Source organism: Sphingomonas sp. BAUL-RG-20F-R05-02, from assembly GCF_022662305.1.
In the GTDB taxonomy this organism is placed as follows: domain Bacteria; phylum Pseudomonadota; class Alphaproteobacteria; order Sphingomonadales; family Sphingomonadaceae; genus Sphingomonas.
In genome coordinates this window covers 946784-964602 of record NZ_JAKNQH010000001.1, presented here as the reverse complement: position 1 = coordinate 964602, position 17819 = coordinate 946784, and the positions used below count along the sequence as shown (strand labels likewise).

19 protein-coding genes are annotated in these 17819 nt (G+C 64.4%); 7 read left to right on the top strand and 12 right to left on the bottom strand.

Going from position 1 to position 17819, the window contains the following annotated elements:
- Positions 1-206: 206 nt before the first annotated feature.
- From otsB to L8F97_RS04595, 4 genes are all read left to right on the top strand, one after another.
- Positions 207-962, top strand: a complete 756-nt coding sequence (otsB, locus tag L8F97_RS04610; RefSeq protein ID WP_242146892.1) for a trehalose-phosphatase — start codon at positions 207-209, stop codon at positions 960-962.
- Positions 959-2755, top strand: coding sequence for a glycoside hydrolase family 15 protein (locus L8F97_RS04605; protein ID WP_242146890.1), 1797 nt, complete (start codon positions 959-961; stop codon positions 2753-2755). Before otsB ends, L8F97_RS04605 begins: the two co-directional genes overlap by 4 nt.
- Complete coding sequence (locus L8F97_RS04600) at positions 2752-4125, top strand: trehalose-6-phosphate synthase (protein WP_242146889.1); 1374 nt, start codon at positions 2752-2754, stop codon at positions 4123-4125. The genes L8F97_RS04605 and L8F97_RS04600 overlap by 4 nt, the downstream gene beginning before the upstream one ends.
- A 107-nt stretch (positions 4126-4232) precedes the next feature.
- Positions 4233-4400, top strand: coding sequence for a hypothetical protein (locus L8F97_RS04595; protein ID WP_242146887.1), 168 nt, complete (start codon positions 4233-4235; stop codon positions 4398-4400).
- Positions 4401-4418: 18 nt separating this feature from the next.
- On the opposite strand, the gene L8F97_RS04590 is transcribed toward L8F97_RS04595, so the two are convergent.
- On the bottom strand, positions 4419-5708 hold the full coding sequence (locus L8F97_RS04590; RefSeq protein ID WP_242147178.1) for an MFS transporter: 1290 nt from the start codon (positions 5706-5708) through the stop codon (positions 4419-4421).
- Positions 5709-5844: 136 nt separating this feature from the next.
- Between L8F97_RS04590 and pgsA the strand changes: the two genes are divergently transcribed.
- The 3 genes from pgsA to L8F97_RS04575 are packed head-to-tail and all read left to right on the top strand — an operon-like array spanning position 5845 to position 7093.
- A complete protein-coding gene (pgsA, locus tag L8F97_RS04585; RefSeq protein WP_242146885.1) occupies positions 5845-6396 on the top strand; it encodes a CDP-diacylglycerol--glycerol-3-phosphate 3-phosphatidyltransferase in 552 nt (183 codons plus the stop codon).
- 2 nt (positions 6397-6398) lie between these two features.
- Entirely contained in the window at positions 6399-6656 is a 258-nt protein-coding gene (gene moaD, locus L8F97_RS04580; protein WP_242146884.1) for a molybdopterin converting factor subunit 1, read from the top strand.
- Positions 6653-7093: a molybdenum cofactor biosynthesis protein MoaE gene (locus L8F97_RS04575; protein WP_242146882.1), complete on the top strand. Its 441-nt coding sequence runs from the start codon at positions 6653-6655 to the stop codon at positions 7091-7093. Before moaD ends, L8F97_RS04575 begins: the two co-directional genes overlap by 4 nt.
- A 196-nt stretch (positions 7094-7289) precedes the next feature.
- Here the strand turns inward: L8F97_RS04575 and L8F97_RS04570 are convergent, their stop codons facing one another.
- From L8F97_RS04570 to L8F97_RS04520, 11 genes are all read right to left on the bottom strand, one after another.
- Positions 7290-7910, bottom strand: a complete 621-nt coding sequence (locus L8F97_RS04570) for a fasciclin domain-containing protein (protein ID WP_409929004.1) — start codon at positions 7908-7910, stop codon at positions 7290-7292.
- A gap of 160 nt (positions 7911-8070) precedes the next feature.
- On the bottom strand, positions 8071-8973 hold the full coding sequence (locus L8F97_RS04565; RefSeq protein WP_242147176.1) for a hydrogen peroxide-inducible genes activator: 903 nt from the start codon (positions 8971-8973) through the stop codon (positions 8071-8073).
- A 97-nt stretch (positions 8974-9070) separates the two neighbouring features.
- Positions 9071-10663, bottom strand: coding sequence for an alkyl hydroperoxide reductase subunit F (ahpF, locus tag L8F97_RS04560; protein ID WP_242146879.1), 1593 nt, complete (start codon positions 10661-10663; stop codon positions 9071-9073).
- A gap of 88 nt (positions 10664-10751) precedes the next feature.
- Positions 10752-11315 carry an alkyl hydroperoxide reductase subunit C gene (ahpC, locus tag L8F97_RS04555; protein ID WP_242146877.1) on the bottom strand — a complete coding sequence of 188 codons (564 nt, stop codon included), beginning with the start codon at positions 11313-11315 and terminating at the stop codon, positions 10752-10754.
- A 229-nt stretch (positions 11316-11544) separates the two neighbouring features.
- The gene (gene queE / locus L8F97_RS04550) at positions 11545-12177 is read right to left on the bottom strand and encodes a 7-carboxy-7-deazaguanine synthase (protein ID WP_242146874.1); all 633 of its coding nucleotides are present in this window, start codon (positions 12175-12177) and stop codon (positions 11545-11547) included.
- Positions 12177-12860 (bottom strand): 7-cyano-7-deazaguanine synthase QueC, encoded by a 684-nt coding sequence (queC, locus tag L8F97_RS04545; protein ID WP_242146872.1) that lies wholly within the window; start codon positions 12858-12860, stop codon positions 12177-12179. The genes queE and queC overlap by 1 nt, the downstream gene beginning before the upstream one ends.
- A 160-nt stretch (positions 12861-13020) precedes the next feature.
- Positions 13021-13419 (bottom strand): DUF3617 domain-containing protein, encoded by a 399-nt coding sequence (locus L8F97_RS04540; RefSeq protein WP_242146871.1) that lies wholly within the window; start codon positions 13417-13419, stop codon positions 13021-13023.
- Between the two features lie 118 nt (positions 13420-13537).
- On the bottom strand, positions 13538-14443 hold the full coding sequence (locus L8F97_RS04535; protein WP_242147174.1) for an Hsp33 family molecular chaperone HslO: 906 nt from the start codon (positions 14441-14443) through the stop codon (positions 13538-13540).
- Positions 14444-14619: 176 nt separating this feature from the next.
- The gene (argF, locus tag L8F97_RS04530) at positions 14620-15543 is read right to left on the bottom strand and encodes an ornithine carbamoyltransferase (protein ID WP_242146869.1); all 924 of its coding nucleotides are present in this window, start codon (positions 15541-15543) and stop codon (positions 14620-14622) included.
- A gap of 75 nt (positions 15544-15618) precedes the next feature.
- A complete protein-coding gene (locus L8F97_RS04525; RefSeq protein ID WP_242146867.1) occupies positions 15619-16815 on the bottom strand; it encodes an aspartate aminotransferase family protein in 1197 nt (398 codons plus the stop codon).
- A gap of 99 nt (positions 16816-16914) precedes the next feature.
- Positions 16915-17769: an ABC transporter permease gene (locus tag L8F97_RS04520; RefSeq protein ID WP_242146865.1), complete on the bottom strand. Its 855-nt coding sequence runs from the start codon at positions 17767-17769 to the stop codon at positions 16915-16917.
- Positions 17770-17819 lie beyond the last annotated feature (50 nt).

Genomic DNA, 17819 nt, shown 5'->3' with positions numbered 1-17819 from the left:
CTATTGGTGTGCACGAGGCGAAGGTCGGGTGCACACCGGCTTCAGCCGCAAGCGCGGCTGCGTCAAGGCGGCAGGCCCCGCACGCTGTCTTTTGCAGCAGCGCAGCGGAACCCTTTGCGCCGCCACTCGTCCAATGAAGGCCATATCATACCTGATCCGTAACGACGCGTCGCAGACCGCACGGATCATCACCGAAGGAGAAACGGATGTCCGCCGCCACGGACGCAACGCTTTTGCCCACCCCGCCGCGCGATCTGCTGGATTCCGCAAGTCTTCTCCTCGATTTCGATGGCACGCTCGTCGATCTTGCCGATCGCCCGGACGACGTCACGGTCGATGCCGCGCTTGCCGAGCTGCTGACCGCGCTGGCCAGGCAGATGGGTGGACGTATCGCCATCATCAGCGGGCGCTCGATTGCCCAGCTCGATACGCTCCTCGGGCCTGTCGCGCAGATGATTGCGCTGTCGGGAAGCCATGGTTGCGAACATCGCTGGCACGGCATTTCCGCACATCCGGTTCGACCGGATAGCCTGCTCGACGTTGCTGCCGAGATGCGGGCGGCAAGTGCAGGCCAGGCGGGTGTGATCATCGAGGAGAAGAGCTTCGGTGTCGCGTTGCACTTTCGCCTCGCGCCCGAGTTCGAGACACGCGCGCTGCTGCTCGCCGAAAGGCTCGGCGCCGAGCATGAACTTGCCGTCCAGCATGGCAAGATGATGGTCGAGTTGCGCGTGGCCGGTAGTGACAAGGGCATTGCGGTCGCCCGGCTGATGAAGCGGCCGGAGATGCAGGGCACGACGCCGTTGTTCATCGGCGACGATGTGACCGACGAAAGTGCCTTCGTGGCAGCGCGTGCGGCGGGCGGGCACGGTATTCTGGTCGGGCCTCCGCGCGCCACGGCGGCCGACTATGGCCTTCCCGATCCGGCGGCGGTGCGGGCATGGCTTAACGGTGGAGGGGCATGACCGCGTCGCTTGATCTGTGGCCGATCGGGAATTGTCAGGTATCCGCACTGGTCGATCGGATGGGTCGCTTTTCCTGGGGATGCGTGCCGCGCGTCGATGGCGATCCGGTGTTCTGTTCGCTGCTTGACGATGCCCCACGTAGCGGCGAGGGCGCGCGTGGCTTCTGGGAGATCGACCTCGACGGTGCGACCACCACCACGCAACGCTACGTCCACAACACGCCGATCCTGATAACGCGGCACGAGGACGATGCGGGCAACGCGATCGAAGTCACCGACTTCTGTCCGCGCTACGTGCGTCACGGCCGCACCTATCGCCCCGTTGCGTTCGCACGGATCGTGCGGCCCGTTGCGGGTAGCCCGCGTATGCGCACCCGATTGCGCCCGGCGCGCGACTGGGGCGGCGCCGATGTCGAGCAGACGCAAGGTTCCAACCACGTCCGCTATCTCAACGACAAGATGACGCTGCGGCTCTCCACCAACGCCCCGGTCGACTGGGTACGCGAGGAGCGGCTGTTCCGGGTGGAGCGCCCGATCTACTTCTTTCTTGGCCCGGACGAGAGTTTTGCAGGGGAACTGCCGGCTACGATCGAGGTGATGCTCGAGCGTACTGCCGATGAGTGGCGACACTGGGTGCGTGGCCTTGCGACGCCGCTCGAATGGCAGGAGGCTGTCATCCGCGCCGCGATCACGCTGAAGCTGTGCCAGCACGAGGAAACCGGCGCGATCGTGGCGGCACTCACCACCTCGATCCCCGAGCACGCCAATAGCGAGCGCAACTGGGACTATCGTTACTGCTGGATCCGCGACGCCTATTACACGGTGCAGGCGCTGAACCGGCTCGGCGCGCTCGATGTGCTGGAGGGATATCTCGAGTATCTCCGCAACATCGTCGACAGTGCGAAGGGTGGGCATATCCAGCCGCTATACGGCGTGGGGGGCGAGGCGACGCTCGAGGAGCGGTTCGCCCCCGCGCTCAACGGCTACCGCGGTATGGGCCCGGTCCGCGTCGGTAATCAGGCATACGAACAGATCCAGCATGACGCTTATGGCCAGATCATCCTGTGCAACGCGCAAGCGTTTTTTGACAAGCGGCTGTTCCGCACAGCCACGGTCGAGGATTTCCGCGCGCTGGAGGCGATCGGCGAACGGGCCTGGGCGGTCTACGACAAGCCGGACGCTGGCCTGTGGGAGTTGCGCACGCGCAGCCACGTCCACACCTATTCCGCCGCGATGTGCTGGGCGGCATGCGACCGGCTCGGCAACGCCGCTTTCGCACTCGGGCTGGAGGAGCGGCGACGCTTCTGGTGCGCGCGCGCCGCGACGATGCGCGAGCGGATCGAGAGCGCGGCCTGGCGTGAGGACAGGCGGCATCTCTCCGCCACGTTCGGCGGCGACGATCTCGACGCAAGTCTGATCCAGCTGCTCGACCTGCGCTTCCTCGCGCCTGACGATCCGCGCTTTCGCGGCACGCTGGAGGCGGTCGAGGCGGGGCTACGGCGTGGATCGAACATGCTGCGTTACGCAACGGAGGACGATTTCGGCCTGCCGGAAACCGCCTTCAACGTCTGCACGTTCTGGTTGATCGAGGCGTTGCACGCCACCGGCCGCGACGCCGACGCGCGTGCGCTGTTCGAGGAGATGGTATCGCGTCGTACCGCCGCGGGCCTGCTCTCGGAAGACATAGATCCGACCAGCGGCGAGTTGTGGGGAAACTACCCGCAAACCTATTCGTTGGTCGGGTTAATCAACTGTGCCGGGTTGCTCAGTAAACCTTGGAGTTCTGTGCGATGAGCCGCCTGATTGTTATCTCGAACCGCGTTTCCGCACCAAGCGGCGGTGGCGCGCAGGGCGGCCTCGCCGTAGCCTTATCCTCGGCGTTGCGCGAAAGCTCAGGGCTGTGGTTCGGCTGGTCCGGCGAGGAGACCGACGTCTTCACCGGCCAGATCAACTTCCAGCGCAACCAGGGGGTCGCTACCGCGACGATCGACCTGGAGGCGCAAGATGTCGACGAATATTACAACGGCTTCGCCAATCGCACCTTGTGGCCGCTGTTCCACTACCGCATCGACCTTGCCGAGTATGAACGTGGGTTCGCCGGCGGGTACGAACGCGTCAACGCCCGCTTCGCCGAGACGGTGGCACCGTTGATCGAACGCGATGACCTCGTGTGGGTCAACGATTACCACCTCATTCCGCTCGGCCGCGAGTTGCGGGCACGCAAGTGCAAGAACCGGATCGGCTTCTTCCTCCACATACCCTGGCCGCCGACGCGGTTGCTGCTGTCGCTGCCGAGCCACCGGCAGCTGGTCGAGTCGATGTTCGCCTACGACGTTATCGGCTTCCAGACCGAGGACTCGCTCGACGCATTCCGCGATTATGCGCGCTCGCAGTTCGGTGCGGAGATCGATGAAGGCGGCGTGATGACGTATGACGGCCACAGCGTCCGCCTGATCGCCGACCCGATCGGTATCGACACCAAGGATTTCCGAGACAGCGCCACCAGCGAAACCGCTCGCGTGCGCTTCAAGCGGATGCGCGACAGTGCCGATGGCCGCACCATGATGATCGGCGTCGACCGGCTGGACTATTCGAAGGGCTTGCAGGAGCGGTTCCTCGGCTACGAACGGTTCCTGAGTGCCAATGCCGAACAGCACGGCCACGTCTTCCTGCTCCAGATCGCGCCACCTTCGCGTGGGGAAGTGCAGAGCTATCAGGAGATCCGCGCGACGCTGGACTCCTTGTCGGGGCGCATCAATGGCGAGTTCTCGAACGTGGAGTGGGTGCCGATCCGCTACGTCAACAAAGGCTATCCGCGCGGTGAGCTTGCCGGCATGTACCGGGCGGCACGGGTCGCTCTGGTGACGCCGCTGCGCGATGGCATGAACCTCGTCGCCAAGGAATATGTCGCCGCGCAGGACGAGGACGATCCCGGCGTGCTGATCCTGTCGCGCTTCGCAGGTGCCGCCGAGCAGTTGACCGACGCGTTGCTGGTTAATCCGCACAGTCCGGAGGAGGTGTCCGACGCGATCGCCACCGCGCTCGCCATGCCGCTCGCGGAGCGTAAGGCACGGTGGCGCAAGTTGATGGACAATATCGAGCAGGAAGACGTGTTCTGGTGGCGGCGGCGTTTCACCGACATGCTCGAAGCGGTGACGCGCTAATTGTAGCGCATGGCGAGGGGAGCGCGCGGGAAGTGCTCCAAAACGGGATAGGTATTAACCGCAAGTTGTGATGGCCGAAAGAGTAAACGGCGCGTTAACACTTCGCAATGCAGACTCGCTACAGCCTTCCCGCCCCGGCGCCACGCCACCCCCTCCGCCAGTCGCTCGCGATCGCACACGCCCTCGAGGCGCGGCGTAGCGAAGACACCGACCTGAAGCTCTTCGTGTTGAGCTTCACGGCGTTCTTCATTTGCTTCTATACGTTCATCTTCTGACCAACTGAGCGGTTTCGCTCAGTCGCAGGCGAGGTGCAGCTTGTACGCGAGCAGCGCCGAGATCGGCGACATCGCCGCGACCACGAACAGCATGTTTTCCGGTGTGATCCCGGTTAGGGTCAACGCCTGCACCAGCAGTGCGCCGACCACCATCGCGCCGGAATTGACGACGTTGTTCGCGGCGACGGTTCGGGCGGTCTGGTCCTTGGCAACGGTGGTCGTGAGGAACGCGTAGAGCGGCACCACGAACATTCCGCCGGTCACCGCCACCGCCATCAGCGCGATTACGATCAACACGCCGTGCGGCGTCTCCAAAAACGCGGTGAGGCCGTAAAGCGTGCCGTCAGGCGCATGCGGGAAGGTTCGCGTCAGTAGCGAAAACACGACGATGCACCCGCCCATCGCCAGCACGCAGAACGGCGCGAACTTGGCCGAGGTCTTGCCGCCGAGCATCGCGTTGATTGCGACTGAACCGATCGCCACGCCAACGGAGAACAACGCGATCACGAAGGTCGAAACCTGCTTGTCGGCGGTCAGCACGTTCTTGACCAGCGGCGGGAAGATGATGATGAGGATTGCGCCCATCGTCCAGAAGAAGCTGATCGCGCAGATCGCCATGAACAGTCGCGGGACGTGCATGGTCGCGTTGATGAGCCGCCATGACGACGTAAACGGGTTGAAGTTCACCTTAAGCGCCGGCCCTTGTCGCGGCGCGGTCGGCACCAGCAATCCCATCAGCCAGCCCACGCCCGCGACCACCAGAACGGTGATCGCGGTGCCGCGCACAGACAGCAGCCCGGCGGCGACGGTGCCGATCAGGATCGCAAGATACGTGCCCGCCTCGACCAGTCCGGTACCGCCCAACACCTCGTGATCGTCGAGATGCTGCGGCAGGATCGCATATTTGATCGGCCCGAAAAACGCGGAGTGGACGCCGAGGCACAGCACGGCGGACAGCATCATCACCATGCCGAGCGTGGTCAGCCCGGAATAGGCCACCAGCAACCCGCCCGCGCCGAGCAGCATGATGCCGACCTCCGCCGTTTTGACGATGCGGATGATCGTTGCCTTGTCGTGCGTGTCCGCCAATTGCCCGGACAAGGCTGACAGCAGGAAAAACGGGATAATGCCGATCGCGGTGGCGAGCGCATTGAAATTCTGTTCGCCCGACGGATTGTGATAAATCTGGTATGTCGCGAACAGGACCATCGCGGTCTTGAAAAGATTATCGTTGAAGGCTCCCAGAAACTGCGTTGCGAAAAGTGGGAGGAATCGGCGCTCCTTCAGTAAGCCGAGCGCGTTGAGCATGTAGGGGTCCGTGGTCTGTGAATAGCGAAAAGATGGCAACGCATAGCCGAGCGCGCACGGCAGCGGCAACCCGCTTGTCATGTGCCGTTCATGCGCGGCGGCTTTCGCAGGGCGCGCGGCAAGGCTAGGGAGGGGGATGCTGACGCTACCCAACCTGCTTACCTTGTCGCGAATCGTCGCCGTGCCGTTGCTCGTCTGGGCGCTTTGGTGGCCGGCATGGACGCCGGGTTACGGCATCGGTTTCGCGCTCTACTGCCTGATGGGGATCACCGATTATTTCGACGGCTATCTCGCGCGTGCGCAGGGTGCCGTGTCGAAGCTCGGTATCTTTCTCGATCCGATCGCGGACAAGATCATGGTCGCGGCGGTCATCCTGTTGCTCGTCGCGGATCGCGACATCGCCGGTGGCAACCTGATCGCGGGCCTCATCATCCTGCTGCGCGAGATCGCCGTTTCGGGCCTGCGCGAGTTCCTTGCGCAGTTGCAGGTGTCGGTGCCGGTGTCGCGGCTCGCCAAGTGGAAGACGACGCTGCAACTGATCGCGCTCGGCGGGTTGATCCTGGCGGGTGCACTGCCGGAATGGCCGGTGCTGCACCTTATCAGCCTCGTCGCATTGTGGGGTGCGGCGGCACTTACCCTCATCACCGGCTGGGATTACCTCCGCGTCGGTTTGAAGCATATGGACTGAGCATGGCGACCGAGATTCTGTATTTCGCGTGGGTTCGCGAGAAGATCGGCGTGGGCGCGGAAACGCTGAACCTGCCGGACGGCCTTTCGACCGTTGCCGACCTGGTCGGGTGGCTTGCCGGACGCAGCGATGGCCATGCCGAGGCGTTTGCGGAACCGGCGCGGCTGCGTGCGGCGATCGACCAGGTTTTCGTCCCGCTTGAGGCAACACTCGGCCAGCCGCGCGAAATCGCGATCTTTCCGCCGGTGACGGGCGGATGATCGCCGTGACCGTAGATCCCGCGCCGATCGAAATCGGCGCGGAACATGCCGCGATTGCAGCAAGCGGGGCAGGGGGCATCGCCACCTTTACCGGCATCGTGCGTGCCGACGACGGCGTGGCGGCGCTGACGCTTGAACATTATCCCGGCGCAACGGAAGCGGCTCTGCACGTGTTGGCCGAGGCCGCTGCGGCGCGTTGGGAGCTGACCGGCGTGCGTGTGACGCACCGCGTTGGATGGATGGTGCCTGGCGATCTGGTGGTGTTCGTCGGAACTGCGGCGCGGCACCGCGCGGCCGCGCTGGAGGCGTGCGCGTTCCTGATAGACCGGCTCAAGACCGAGGCGCCGTTCTGGAAGAAAGAAACGCTCGCTGCCGGAGAACGATGGGTCGAGCCACGCGGCAGCGACGATGCGGCCGCGGCGCGGTGGATCGGTTAAGCCTCACCGCCAGCACATCGTTCGCTCCGGGTGAAGTGCCGGGGTGCCGGTGTCGAGACGTGGCTCGAAAGGGCAGTTTACGTGACGTCGATCCGCCCCGCGAGCAGAAAGGGGTTCGTTGCTCTCATCCAAAATAGATCGGGGCGCATGCCACCCGACACGCGCCCCGATCTTTAGCCAGTCACCCGTCCGGTGATTAGCCCAGTTTGGGCAGCAACACGCCGTTGACGACATGGACAACACCATTCGACTGCATCACGTCGGCGGTCGAGATGTAGCTCTTGTTGCCGTTGACGTCGGACAATTCGACGACGTTGCCGTTGACGGTAACCTTGAGCGGTTCACCCTCTACCGTGGTCAGCGTGGTGGTGCCGCCGGCGGCAGTGGCCTGCGCGGTCAACTGTGCGATGGTGATCTTGCCGGGCACGACGTGATAGGTCAGCACCTTGGTAAGCGTGGCCTTGTTCGCCGGCTTCATCAGCGTGTCGACGGTGCCTGGGGCAAGGCGGGCGAAGGCAGCGTCCGTGGGTGCGAACACGGTGAACGGACCCGGCCCGGACAGCGTCTGGACTAGGCCGGCGGCGGTGACGGCCTTGACCAGCGTGGTCAGGTTCGGCGCAACGCTGGCGTTCGCAACGATCGTCTTGGTCGCGTCCATCGCGACGCCGCCGACCATCGGGTTCGGCGCGGTTTGGCCGGCGGGGGCGGTGCCGGTCGCGGGGGCTGCCGGCATCGCCGTGCCGGTCTGAGCGGTGCCCGTGGTAGCGGTGCCGGTGGTGGCCTGACCCGTGGCGGGCGCGCCGGTCTGGGGCGCCATCTGCGCGGTGCCGCTCGTGGCCATCATCAGTGCGCTGATCGCGGCGAGGCTAAGCGTGGTGGTGCGGATCATCGGTTTCTCCATACAAAAACGGTAGCGCCGTTGTGGGCGCTCACAGGAAATACGGATCAGGGCCGAAATGGTTTCTTCGCAATGTAGATCAATGTGACTCCGCCAGTGCATCGGCAAGCAACTGGAAGTCTTTCTCGCGTGGTGAAGCACGCCGCCAGACCAACGCGATCTTGCGGGATGGATTGGCCGCAGACAAAGGCCGCGCGACCAGCCCGGTATGATCGAGAATACCCGCGGCAAGCGCCATTTCCGGTAACATCGTCACGCCGAGACCATTGTCGACCATCTGCACGATCGTATGCAGCGACGTGCCGAGCATCGTCGCCTCCGCGCGCAACTCCGGTCGGTTGCACGCCGCGAGCGCATGGTCTTTCAGGCAATGCCCGTCCTCAAGCAACAGCAGGCGTGTTTCGTCGATTGCGTCGGCACCGACACTGACGCCGCTCTTGCCGATCTCGCTTTCCGGACCCGCCAGGAACAGCCGATCCTCGAACAACACCTGCGAGGTCACCTCACCGCACGCATAGGGCAGCGCCAACAGCACGCAATCGGTGCGACCGTGGCTAAGCCCCTCGCACGCTTGGCCGCTGGCTTCCTCGCGCAGGAACAGGCGCAGTTCGGGATAATCGCGGCGCAGGCGCGGCAGGATGCGTGGCAGCATGAAGGGCGCGATCGTTGGGATCACGCTCATCCGCATGTCGCCGGACAGCGGACGGCCGGCGGCGCGCGCCATGTCGCCCAGCTCCTCCGCCTCGCGCAGCACGCGCCGTGCCTTGTCAGCGATCCGGTCGCCCAGCGGCGTGAAGCGCACCACCCGCCGCGTCCGCTCGACCAGTACCACGCCGATCAGCGTCTCCAGCTCGCGAATGCCGGCCGACAACGTCGACTGGGTAACGTAACACGCATCCGCCGCCCGGCCGAAATGGCCGTGATCCTGCAATGCGACAAGATATTGCAGTTGTTTCAGCGTAGGAAGGTAGGTGGCGGCCAGCGGCTTCGCTCCGTTGTTTCAGGTATGCCCTTGTAACGCAAACCGCCGCGCCAGCCAAAGCCGACGCGGCGGTGTCGGTCCCCGACGGGTCGGGTGCTTACTCGGCTGCGATCAGTTCCTGCTCGGCGGCATCGACCGGCTCGTTGCGGATCAGGAAGTCGAACGCGGACAGCGCCGCCTTCGCGCCCTCTCCGGCGGCGATCACGATCTGCTTGTAGGGCGTAGTGGTCGCGTCACCCGCCGCGAAGATGCCGGGGCGTGAGGTCTCGCCGCGATGATCCACCTCGATCTCGCCGCGCGGGGAAAGTGCCACCGTCTCGCGCAGGAACTCGGTGTTGGGCACCAAGCCGATCTGCACGAAGATGCCTTCCAACTCGATCTGGTGAAGCGTGTCGTGATTGCGATCCTTGTAGGTCAGGCCTGCAACCTTCTCGCCGTCACCGATCACTTCGGTGGTCAGCGCCGAAGTGATGATCTTGACGTTGGGCAGGCTGGCGAGCTTGCGCTGCAACACCGCGTCCGCGCGCAGATCGCTGTCATATTCGATCAGCGTGACATGGCCGACGATGCCGGCGAGGTCGATCGCCGCCTCGACACCGGAGTTACCGCCGCCGATCACCGCGACGCGCTTGCCCTTGAACAGCGGGCCGTCGCAGTGCGGGCAATAGGCCACGCCCTTGTTCTTATAATGCTCCTCGCCCGGCACGCCCATCTGCCGCCAGCGCGCGCCGGTCGAGAGGATCAGCGTGCGCGTCTTCAGCATCGCCCCGTTGGCAAGGTGGACCTCATGCAGGCCACCGACTTCGCTGGCGGGAACGATCTTCTCGGCACGCTGAAGGTTCATGATGTCGACGTCATAGTCGCGCACGTGTCGTTCCAGATCGTTGGCGAAACGCGGACCTTCGGTCTGCGGCACCGAGATGAAGTTTTCGATCCCCATCGTGTCCATCACCTGACCACCAAAGCGTTCGGCGGCGATGCCGGTGCGAATGCCTTTGCGCGCGGTGTAGACCGCTGCCGCCGCGCCGGCGGGACCGCCGCCAACGATCAGCACGTCGAACGGTGCCTTGGTCTTGATCTTCTCGGCCGCGCGCTTTTCCGCGCCGGAGTCGATCTTGGCGACGATCTGCTCGAGCTCCATGCGGCCGCTCGCGAACGGTTCGCCGTTCAGGTACACGGTCGGCACCGCCATGATCTTGCGTTCGTCGACCTCGGCCTTGAACAGGCCGCCGTCGATCGCGGTGTGCTTGATGCGCGGGTTCAGCACCGCCATCAGGTTAAGCGCCTGCACCACGTCCGGGCAGTTCTGGCAGGTGAGCGAGAAATACGTCTCGAAGGTGAAGTCGCCGTCTAGGTTCTTGACCTGCTCGATCACGTCTGCGGCGGCCTTCGACGGATGCCCACCGACCTGCAGCAGCGCCAGCACCAGACTGGTGAACTCATGCCCCATCGGCAGGCCGGCGAAGCGCACGCCGATATCGGTACCGGTGCGGCGGATCATGAAGCTCGGCTTGCGCGCATTGTCGGCGGTGACGACGGTGATCGTGTCGGACAGCGCGGCGATATCGTCCAGCAGGGCACCCATTTCCTTCGACTTGGGCGAGTCGTCGAGCGACGCGACCAGTTCGATCGGCTGCGTGATGTTGACCAGATAGGTCTTGAGCTGCTGGGACACATTGGCATCAAGCATGGGTGAAATCCTCAAGTGTTTACAATAAAATGGCCCGGGGCGGAGGTTGATCCACCCCGGGCCACATGCGACCCCGAGGGGCTATTGGTTAGATCTTGCCTACGAGATCGAACGATGGGGCAAGCGTGGTCTCACCCTCTTCCCACTTGGCCGGGCACACTTCGCCGGGATGCGAAGCCCAGTACTGCGCGGCCTTGATCTTGCGGAGCAGTTCGGCGGCGTTGCGACCCACGCCCTCGGGCGTGATCTCGACGAGCTGCACGACGCCGTCGGGATCGGCGACGAACGTACCGCGATCGGCCAGGCCGACGCCTTCACGCAGGATGTCGAAGTTATTCGAGATCGTGTGGTTCTGGTCGCCCAGCATGTAATAGTTGATCTTGCCGATGGCCGGCGACGTGTCGTGCCATGCCTTGTGGCTGAAATGCGTGTCGGTCGACACCGAGTAAACCTCAACGCCCATCTTTTGAAGCGTCGGGTAAATGTCGGCGAGGTCTTCGAGTTCGGTCGGGCAGACGAAGGTGAAATCGGCCGGATAGAAGAAGAAGACCGACCACTTGCCCTTCACGTCGGCATCGGTGACGTCGACGAACTTGCCTTCTTTGTACGCGGTCGCGGTGAACGGTTTAATCGTCTTGCCGATAATCGACATACGCATGCTCCTTTGCAATGACCCGGCTGATATAGGGCGGGATGCTGCGGTGCAGAAATTGGGATGTTCATTCGGCACGATCGAAGAAAGCGATCAGTGGCCAGACATTGATTGATTACGTGAGGCCGTGCCGCACATGCGAGCGCCGATTGCACGACGCGCTGACGCTACACGACACGACGCGATCAGAATCGAAGCTGGAGAGCGGAGTATACCCGCCGGCTGACGCTCAGCGGAGGCCGAGATATTTGTGGGTCTGGAGACTAAGGCGCCACTTCGGGCGGGCCATCGCGAGCGCGATCGCCTCTGCCTGGTTTTCCGCCGCACGCACGTCGTCCATCGGCTGGACGAGGAAATGCGCGAAGTTCCAGTTTTCCATCGCGAGCGGGTCGCTGCCGGCTTGCGGCCACACCAATTTCAATTCGTCGCCCGAGCGCTGCACGACATCGCTACCGGCCTTGGGGCTGACGCAGACCCAATCCACACCCGGATGCACCGGCAGTGTTCCATTGGTCTCGATCGCGATGGTGAAACCGGCCGCGTGCAGCGCCGCCACCAACGCATCATCGACCTGAAGCATCGGCTCACCCCCGGTCAGTACCACGAACCTCGCCTCCGCACCCTCTCCCCAGAACGCGGCAACCGCCGCCGCGAGCGCACCCGCATCGGCAAAGCGCCCGCCGCCTAGCCCGTTCATCCCGATGAAGTCGGTATCGCAGAATTTGCAGATCGCGCTCGCCCGGTCTTCTTCACGCCCTGACCAGAGGTTGCACCCCGCGAAGCGCACGAACACGGCGCGACGGCCGGCATTGACCCCTTCGCCTTGCAGCGTGAGGAACATCTCCTTGACGGCGTAGGACATCAGGCGGCGTAGGCGGTGGGATCGGGCAGCCCCGCGTCGCTGAACCCCTTCGAGCGCAGCCGGCAACTGTCGCACCGGCCGCAGTGCAAACCGCCCGGCGCGGGATCGTAGCACGACCAACTCATCCCCGCGTCCAGCCCGAGCCGGTTTGCTTCGCGTACGATATCGGCCTTGGTCATGTGTTGCAGCGGGGCCTGGATGCGGAACGGCGAGCCTTCGACCCCGGCCTTGGTCGCGAGCTCCGCCATGTCCTCGAACGCCTTGATGAATTCGGGGCGGCAGTCCGGATAGCCTGAATAATCCAGCGCGTTGACGCCGATGTACAGGTCGCGCGCGCCCGCCGCCTCCGCCCAACCAAGCGCCAGGCTGAGGAAGATCGTGTTGCGTGCCGGCACGTAGGTAACGGGGATGCCGTCGCCGACGCCGTCTTTCGGGACGTCGATATCCGCTGTCAGCGCGGAGCCACCGAACGCCGACAGATCGAGCGGCAGCACGACGTGACGTTCCGCGCCCAGCGCGCTTGCGATCTCCCGGGCAGCCGAGAGTTCGATATGATGGCGCTGGTTGTAATCGATCGACAATGCCAGCAGCCGGTGCCCGTCCTCACGCGCACGCGCGGCCGATACCATCGAGTCGAGGCCGCCCGAGATCAGGGCGACCGCCAAAGTCTTACCGTCTGTCATGATCCCATCGATTTACGACACGGCGCCATTTGGCGCAATGCCGCGCATGAAAAGTGGGCCGCCCGAAGGCGGCCCAAGGAGTGCCCTAGGTCGGGCGCTATGGGAAAAAGCATGCCAGAAGCATACCGCACCCTGCTAAACGAAACGCGTCACCAAAGCTTTAACGTGCGGCAGTAGACCGCGGCCCACACGCGCCAACCCGCCGCCCCTGATAATCGATGTCGAAGGGTGCGCCGCTTGAGATTCCCTGTGTCTGCAGGTCGAAGGATCTGGGCGTGGTGATCGTCACGACCGTGCGGCCATGGCCGCCACTCACGCACGTGTAGTTGATCGTGGTGCTGTCGGCGCCATCCGCGACGATCAGGCGTGAACATTGCGTGTCGGGTTGCTGAAGTTGGATCAGCATGGCCGCGTCGGCCAAACAAACCACACGAGGTTCAGCCAGCGAGCCGACCTCCTTCAACTCGTACCGACCGGTCTGGAGCCGCGAAAGCGCGGTCGATGCTGTCCTTTGAGGCGCTGCCGCCATTGTGGCGCCGCTCACCAGCAGCGCGCCCACGGCTGCGCTCAAAACCCGCCACTTTCGCATCGTCATAACCCCAAAACCCCCTGCGCATCCGCAGGCGCTACCGCTTGGTACAGAACTTAGGGTTTTGTGTGGCAGGTTTCAATGTCGTTCAGCTTTCGCAACGATCTTCGATCATAATCGGGAATTTTTGCGCGCAGAACGCGCAATCCACCGTGATCACACCGGCCTCGTCGGCCATTTCGCGCTGTTCCTCGACCGGAAATTTGCCAAGCACCTGGGCAATGTAATCCGGCGAACAGCGGCAGCCGCGCACGATCGGCTGCGCGGTTAGGGTGCGCACCTCCGGCTCCTCGTTGAACAGCCGCCACACCAAGGTTTCCAGCGGCAGCGCTGCGTCGGTAAGCTCGTCGGCGCCCATCGTCTGGCCGAGCAGTGCGACATGCTCCCATTCGGGATGGTCCTGCCGGACATGCAACCGCTCGCGGCCTTCCTCGCCCTCGGGCAGATGCTGCAGGAACAGCCCACCGGTCACGCGACCGCTCGCTGCGCGACCCAGCCGGATCAGCGTCGGGATTTGCTCGGACTGAACGAAATAGTTGGCGGCGGCATCCGCGATCGAATCGCCGTCGAGCGGGACTATGCCCTGGTAGCGCTCGCCCGTCGTCGCCTGATCGAACGTGATCGCGAGGTAGCCGCTGCCGAACAGCGCGAACAGGCTCGGGTCCACCGGCGCGTCGGCCAGCCGGCCGGCGTCGTATTGCACGTAGCCGCGCAGTTCACCGCCGCGATAATCGCATACCAGCAGGCTGACGATACCGTTGTCGGTCTGTGCCTGCAGCGTAAGCTGCCCACCTGCGTCCTTCAGGGTGGAGCCGATCAGCGCGGTCAGCGTCAGCGCGTCCGCCAGCAGGGCTTCGATGGGCGCGGGGTAGGCGTGCGCCGAAAGGATACGCTCCAGCACCGGCCCGAGCCGCACGATGCGGCCGCGGGCATGGCGAGCGGGAATGGTGAAACCGAGCGCGAGGTCGAGATCGGGGGAGGTCTGGTCAGTCATCATGGTCTTTCGTCATCGCAGGCGAACTGGCTGCGACAACGCCGTCCGCCAGCCACCGCGTCACCCCAGCGCAAGCTGAGGTCCCCCGAAGTCGTGAGTGCCCTGGCCGCGAAGACCCGACCGACGCCGGGGTGACGATTGTGTGGACGGCTATGTGGGGTAGCCGCTCGCTGCGATCAACCGATCTGCCCGAAGCACCAGCGCAGGATCGACTTCTGCGCGTGCAGCCGGTTCTCCGCCTCTGGCCAGATCAGCGATTGTGGACCGTCGATGATCTCTGCCGTGACCTCTTCGCCGCGGTGCGCGGGTAGACAATGGAGGAACTTCGCATCGGGTTTGGCGCGCGCCATCAACGCGGCAGTAACCTGATACGGCATCATCGCGGCGAGCTTGGTCTCGGCGTGAAGCTGTCCCATCGAGATCCAGGTATCGGTAACGATGATGTCGGCATTCTCCACCGCCTCGCGCGGATCGGCGACCACGCGGGCACGACCTTGCCCCAGCGCGAGATCACGCTCGGGCGGCATGAAACCCTGCGGGCAGGCGGCGACGAGGTCGAACTGCATCAATCCGGCCGCTTCGATGATGGAGGCGAGCACGTTGTTGCCGTCCCCCAGCCACGCGACCTTGAGGCCGGGCAGGGCCTTGCCGCTTTCGATGATCGTCAACAGGTCGGCCATGATCTGGCACGGGTGTGATCCATCGGTGAGGCCGTTGATGACCGGCACCGTGGCATACTGCGCCATTTCCTCGAGTTTGGCGGGGTCGTCGGTACGCAGCATGATCGCGTCGCAGTAGCCCGACAGGACGCGCGCGGTGTCGGCCACCGTCTCGCCGCGACCGAGTTGCGTAGTCCCTGAATCGAGCACCACCGGCGCGCCGCCGAGCTGACGAATGGCAGCATCGAACGAAACGCGGGTGCGGGTCGAACTCTTCTCGAACACCAGTGCCAGCGTATGGCCGGCGAGCGGGGCGTCGGCATCGGCCTTGCCCTTCGGCCAACCGGAGCGCGCCGCCTTGCGGTCGAGCGCGTCGGCCAGCATCGCGGCGATACCATCTGCGCCCGCATCGGAGAGGCTGAGGAAGTGGCGTATGGTCATTGCGTCACGCTTTCTATCGGCCTTGAACCGTTCAGGGCAGGGGCTGCTACCGCGCCCGGGCGAACGAGGGGGAGATCAGTCGTCGCTTGCCGGCACGTAGGTGCGTGCCGCTTCGCTCAGTTTCTCGATCGCCTCCGCAACGTGGCTTTCCTCGATCACCAGCGGGGGCAGCACGCGCACGACGTTCTCGCCCGCCGACACCGTCAGCAATCCGTGCTGATCGCGGGCGTGCGCAACGAAATCGCGTGCCAACACCGCATCCTTGAGCTTGAGGCCGAGCATCAGCCCCTTGCCGCGCACGCTGTCGAATACGCCGTCGTGGTTGGGGATCATCTGTTCGAGCGCGCCGCGCAGCCGCTCGCCCATCGCGGTGACGTTCTCGAGGAAACCGGGTTCGAGCATCACGTCGAGCACCGCTTCACCCGCCGCCATCGCCAGCGGGTTGCCGCCGTAAGTCGAGCCGTGCGTGCCGAATACCATGCCTTTCGCCGCCTCCTCGGTGGCGAGGCAGGCGCCGAGCGGGAAGCCGCCGCCGATCCCCTTGGCCGACGACATGATGTCGGGGGTGATGCCGTAATGCTCGTAGCCCCACATTTTGCCAGTGCGGCCATATCCGCACTGCACTTCGTCGAGCACCAGCAGCAGGCCGTGTTCGTCGCACGCCTTGCGCAAACCTTGCAGGAACTCCGGCGTGGCGGCCGACACACCGCCTTCGCCCTGGATCGTCTCGACCATGAAGCCGGCGGTGGTCTCGTCGATCAGCGCGAGCGCTGCTTCGAGATCGTTGAACGGCGCATAGGCGAAGCCTGGCAGCAGCGGCTCGAATCCGTCGCGCATCTTCGGCTGGTTGGTGGCGGAGATCGCGCCCATCGTGCGGCCGTGGAACGCGTTGTTGAAGGTGATGAGCGTGGTGCGCTCAGGATTGCCGTTGACGAAATGGTAGCGCCGCGCGGTCTTGATCGCGCATTCCACCGCCTCGGTTCCCGAATTGGTGAAGAACACCGTATCGGCAAAGCTGTTGTCGACGATGCGTTGCGCCAGGTGTTCGCCCTGCGGGCTACCGTACAGGTTCGAGACGTGCATCAGCGTCGCCGCCTGATCCGCGATCGTCTTGACGAGATGCGGGTGCCCATGGCCGAGCGCGTTGACCGCGATGCCCGCCGCCATGTCGAGATAGCGCGTGCCGTCCTCGCCAATCAGATAGCAGCCCTCGCCTCGCACCGGGCGCACGCCGCAGCGCGGGTACACGGGCATGAGTGGGGTGACTGTCATGGCGACGACCTCCTGAAACGAAAAAGGCGGCCCCAACAGGGCCGCCGGAGAGGGCATTTACTTGGCATGCCCCCAAGCCGTCAACACCGGTGAACCGCCTCAGCTCTTCAGCCGCCAGCCGCGTGCCAGCAGTTGATAGCACAGCACGAACAGCGCAGCGTCAACACAGAACACCACGACGCTGCCGATCAACACCGGCGAATCAGCGGTGCCGAGGAAGCCGTAGCGGAAGCCGGAAATGAGGTAGAAGAACGGGTTGGCGTGGCTGAACGCGCGGAAGGCTGGGGCGAGCCGGTCGACCGAGTAGAACGTGCCAGACAGCAGCGACAGCGGCGCCACCACAAAGTTCGTCACGGCGGCGGCATGGTCGAACTTCTGCGCCCAGATCGAGGTCAGCACGCCGAGCAGCGAGAGGAAGCCGGCGCCAAGAAAGCCGAACCACAACACCGCCAGCGGGTGCGACGGGGTGACGTGCACACCTGGATACAGCGCCATTGCGCACCACACCACGAAACCGACGATGAACGCCCGCGTCATCGCGCCGCCGAGCAGCGCGGCAAGCACCTCCAGCGTCGACAGCGGCGGCATCAGGTAATCGACGATGGTGCCTTGGATCTTGCCCGCGAGCAGCGAGAAGCTCGCGTTGGCGAAGGCGGGGCCCATCATTCCCTGGCTGATGATGAGGCCGGGGGCGATGAAATCGGCGAACGGAACGGTGACTCCACCGACCAGCACTGGTCGTTTCGCGCCGGTCGCGATGGTGAAGACGATGAGGAACAGCAGCGACGTGATCGCCGGCGCCCAGATCGTCTGGAGGTGGACCTTGAAGAAACGGCGCACCTCCTTGATATAGAGCGTTCGCAGGCCGCCCCAGTTCACGTCCTTGATGACGGGAACGCCGGGAGCGTTGCGAACCGCCGACTGGATTTCACCGATTGGGGGCTGGCTGCTCATGGCGCGATCGGTTAGTCGCTGCCGCCACTGCCCGCAACCCGGCACGTAGG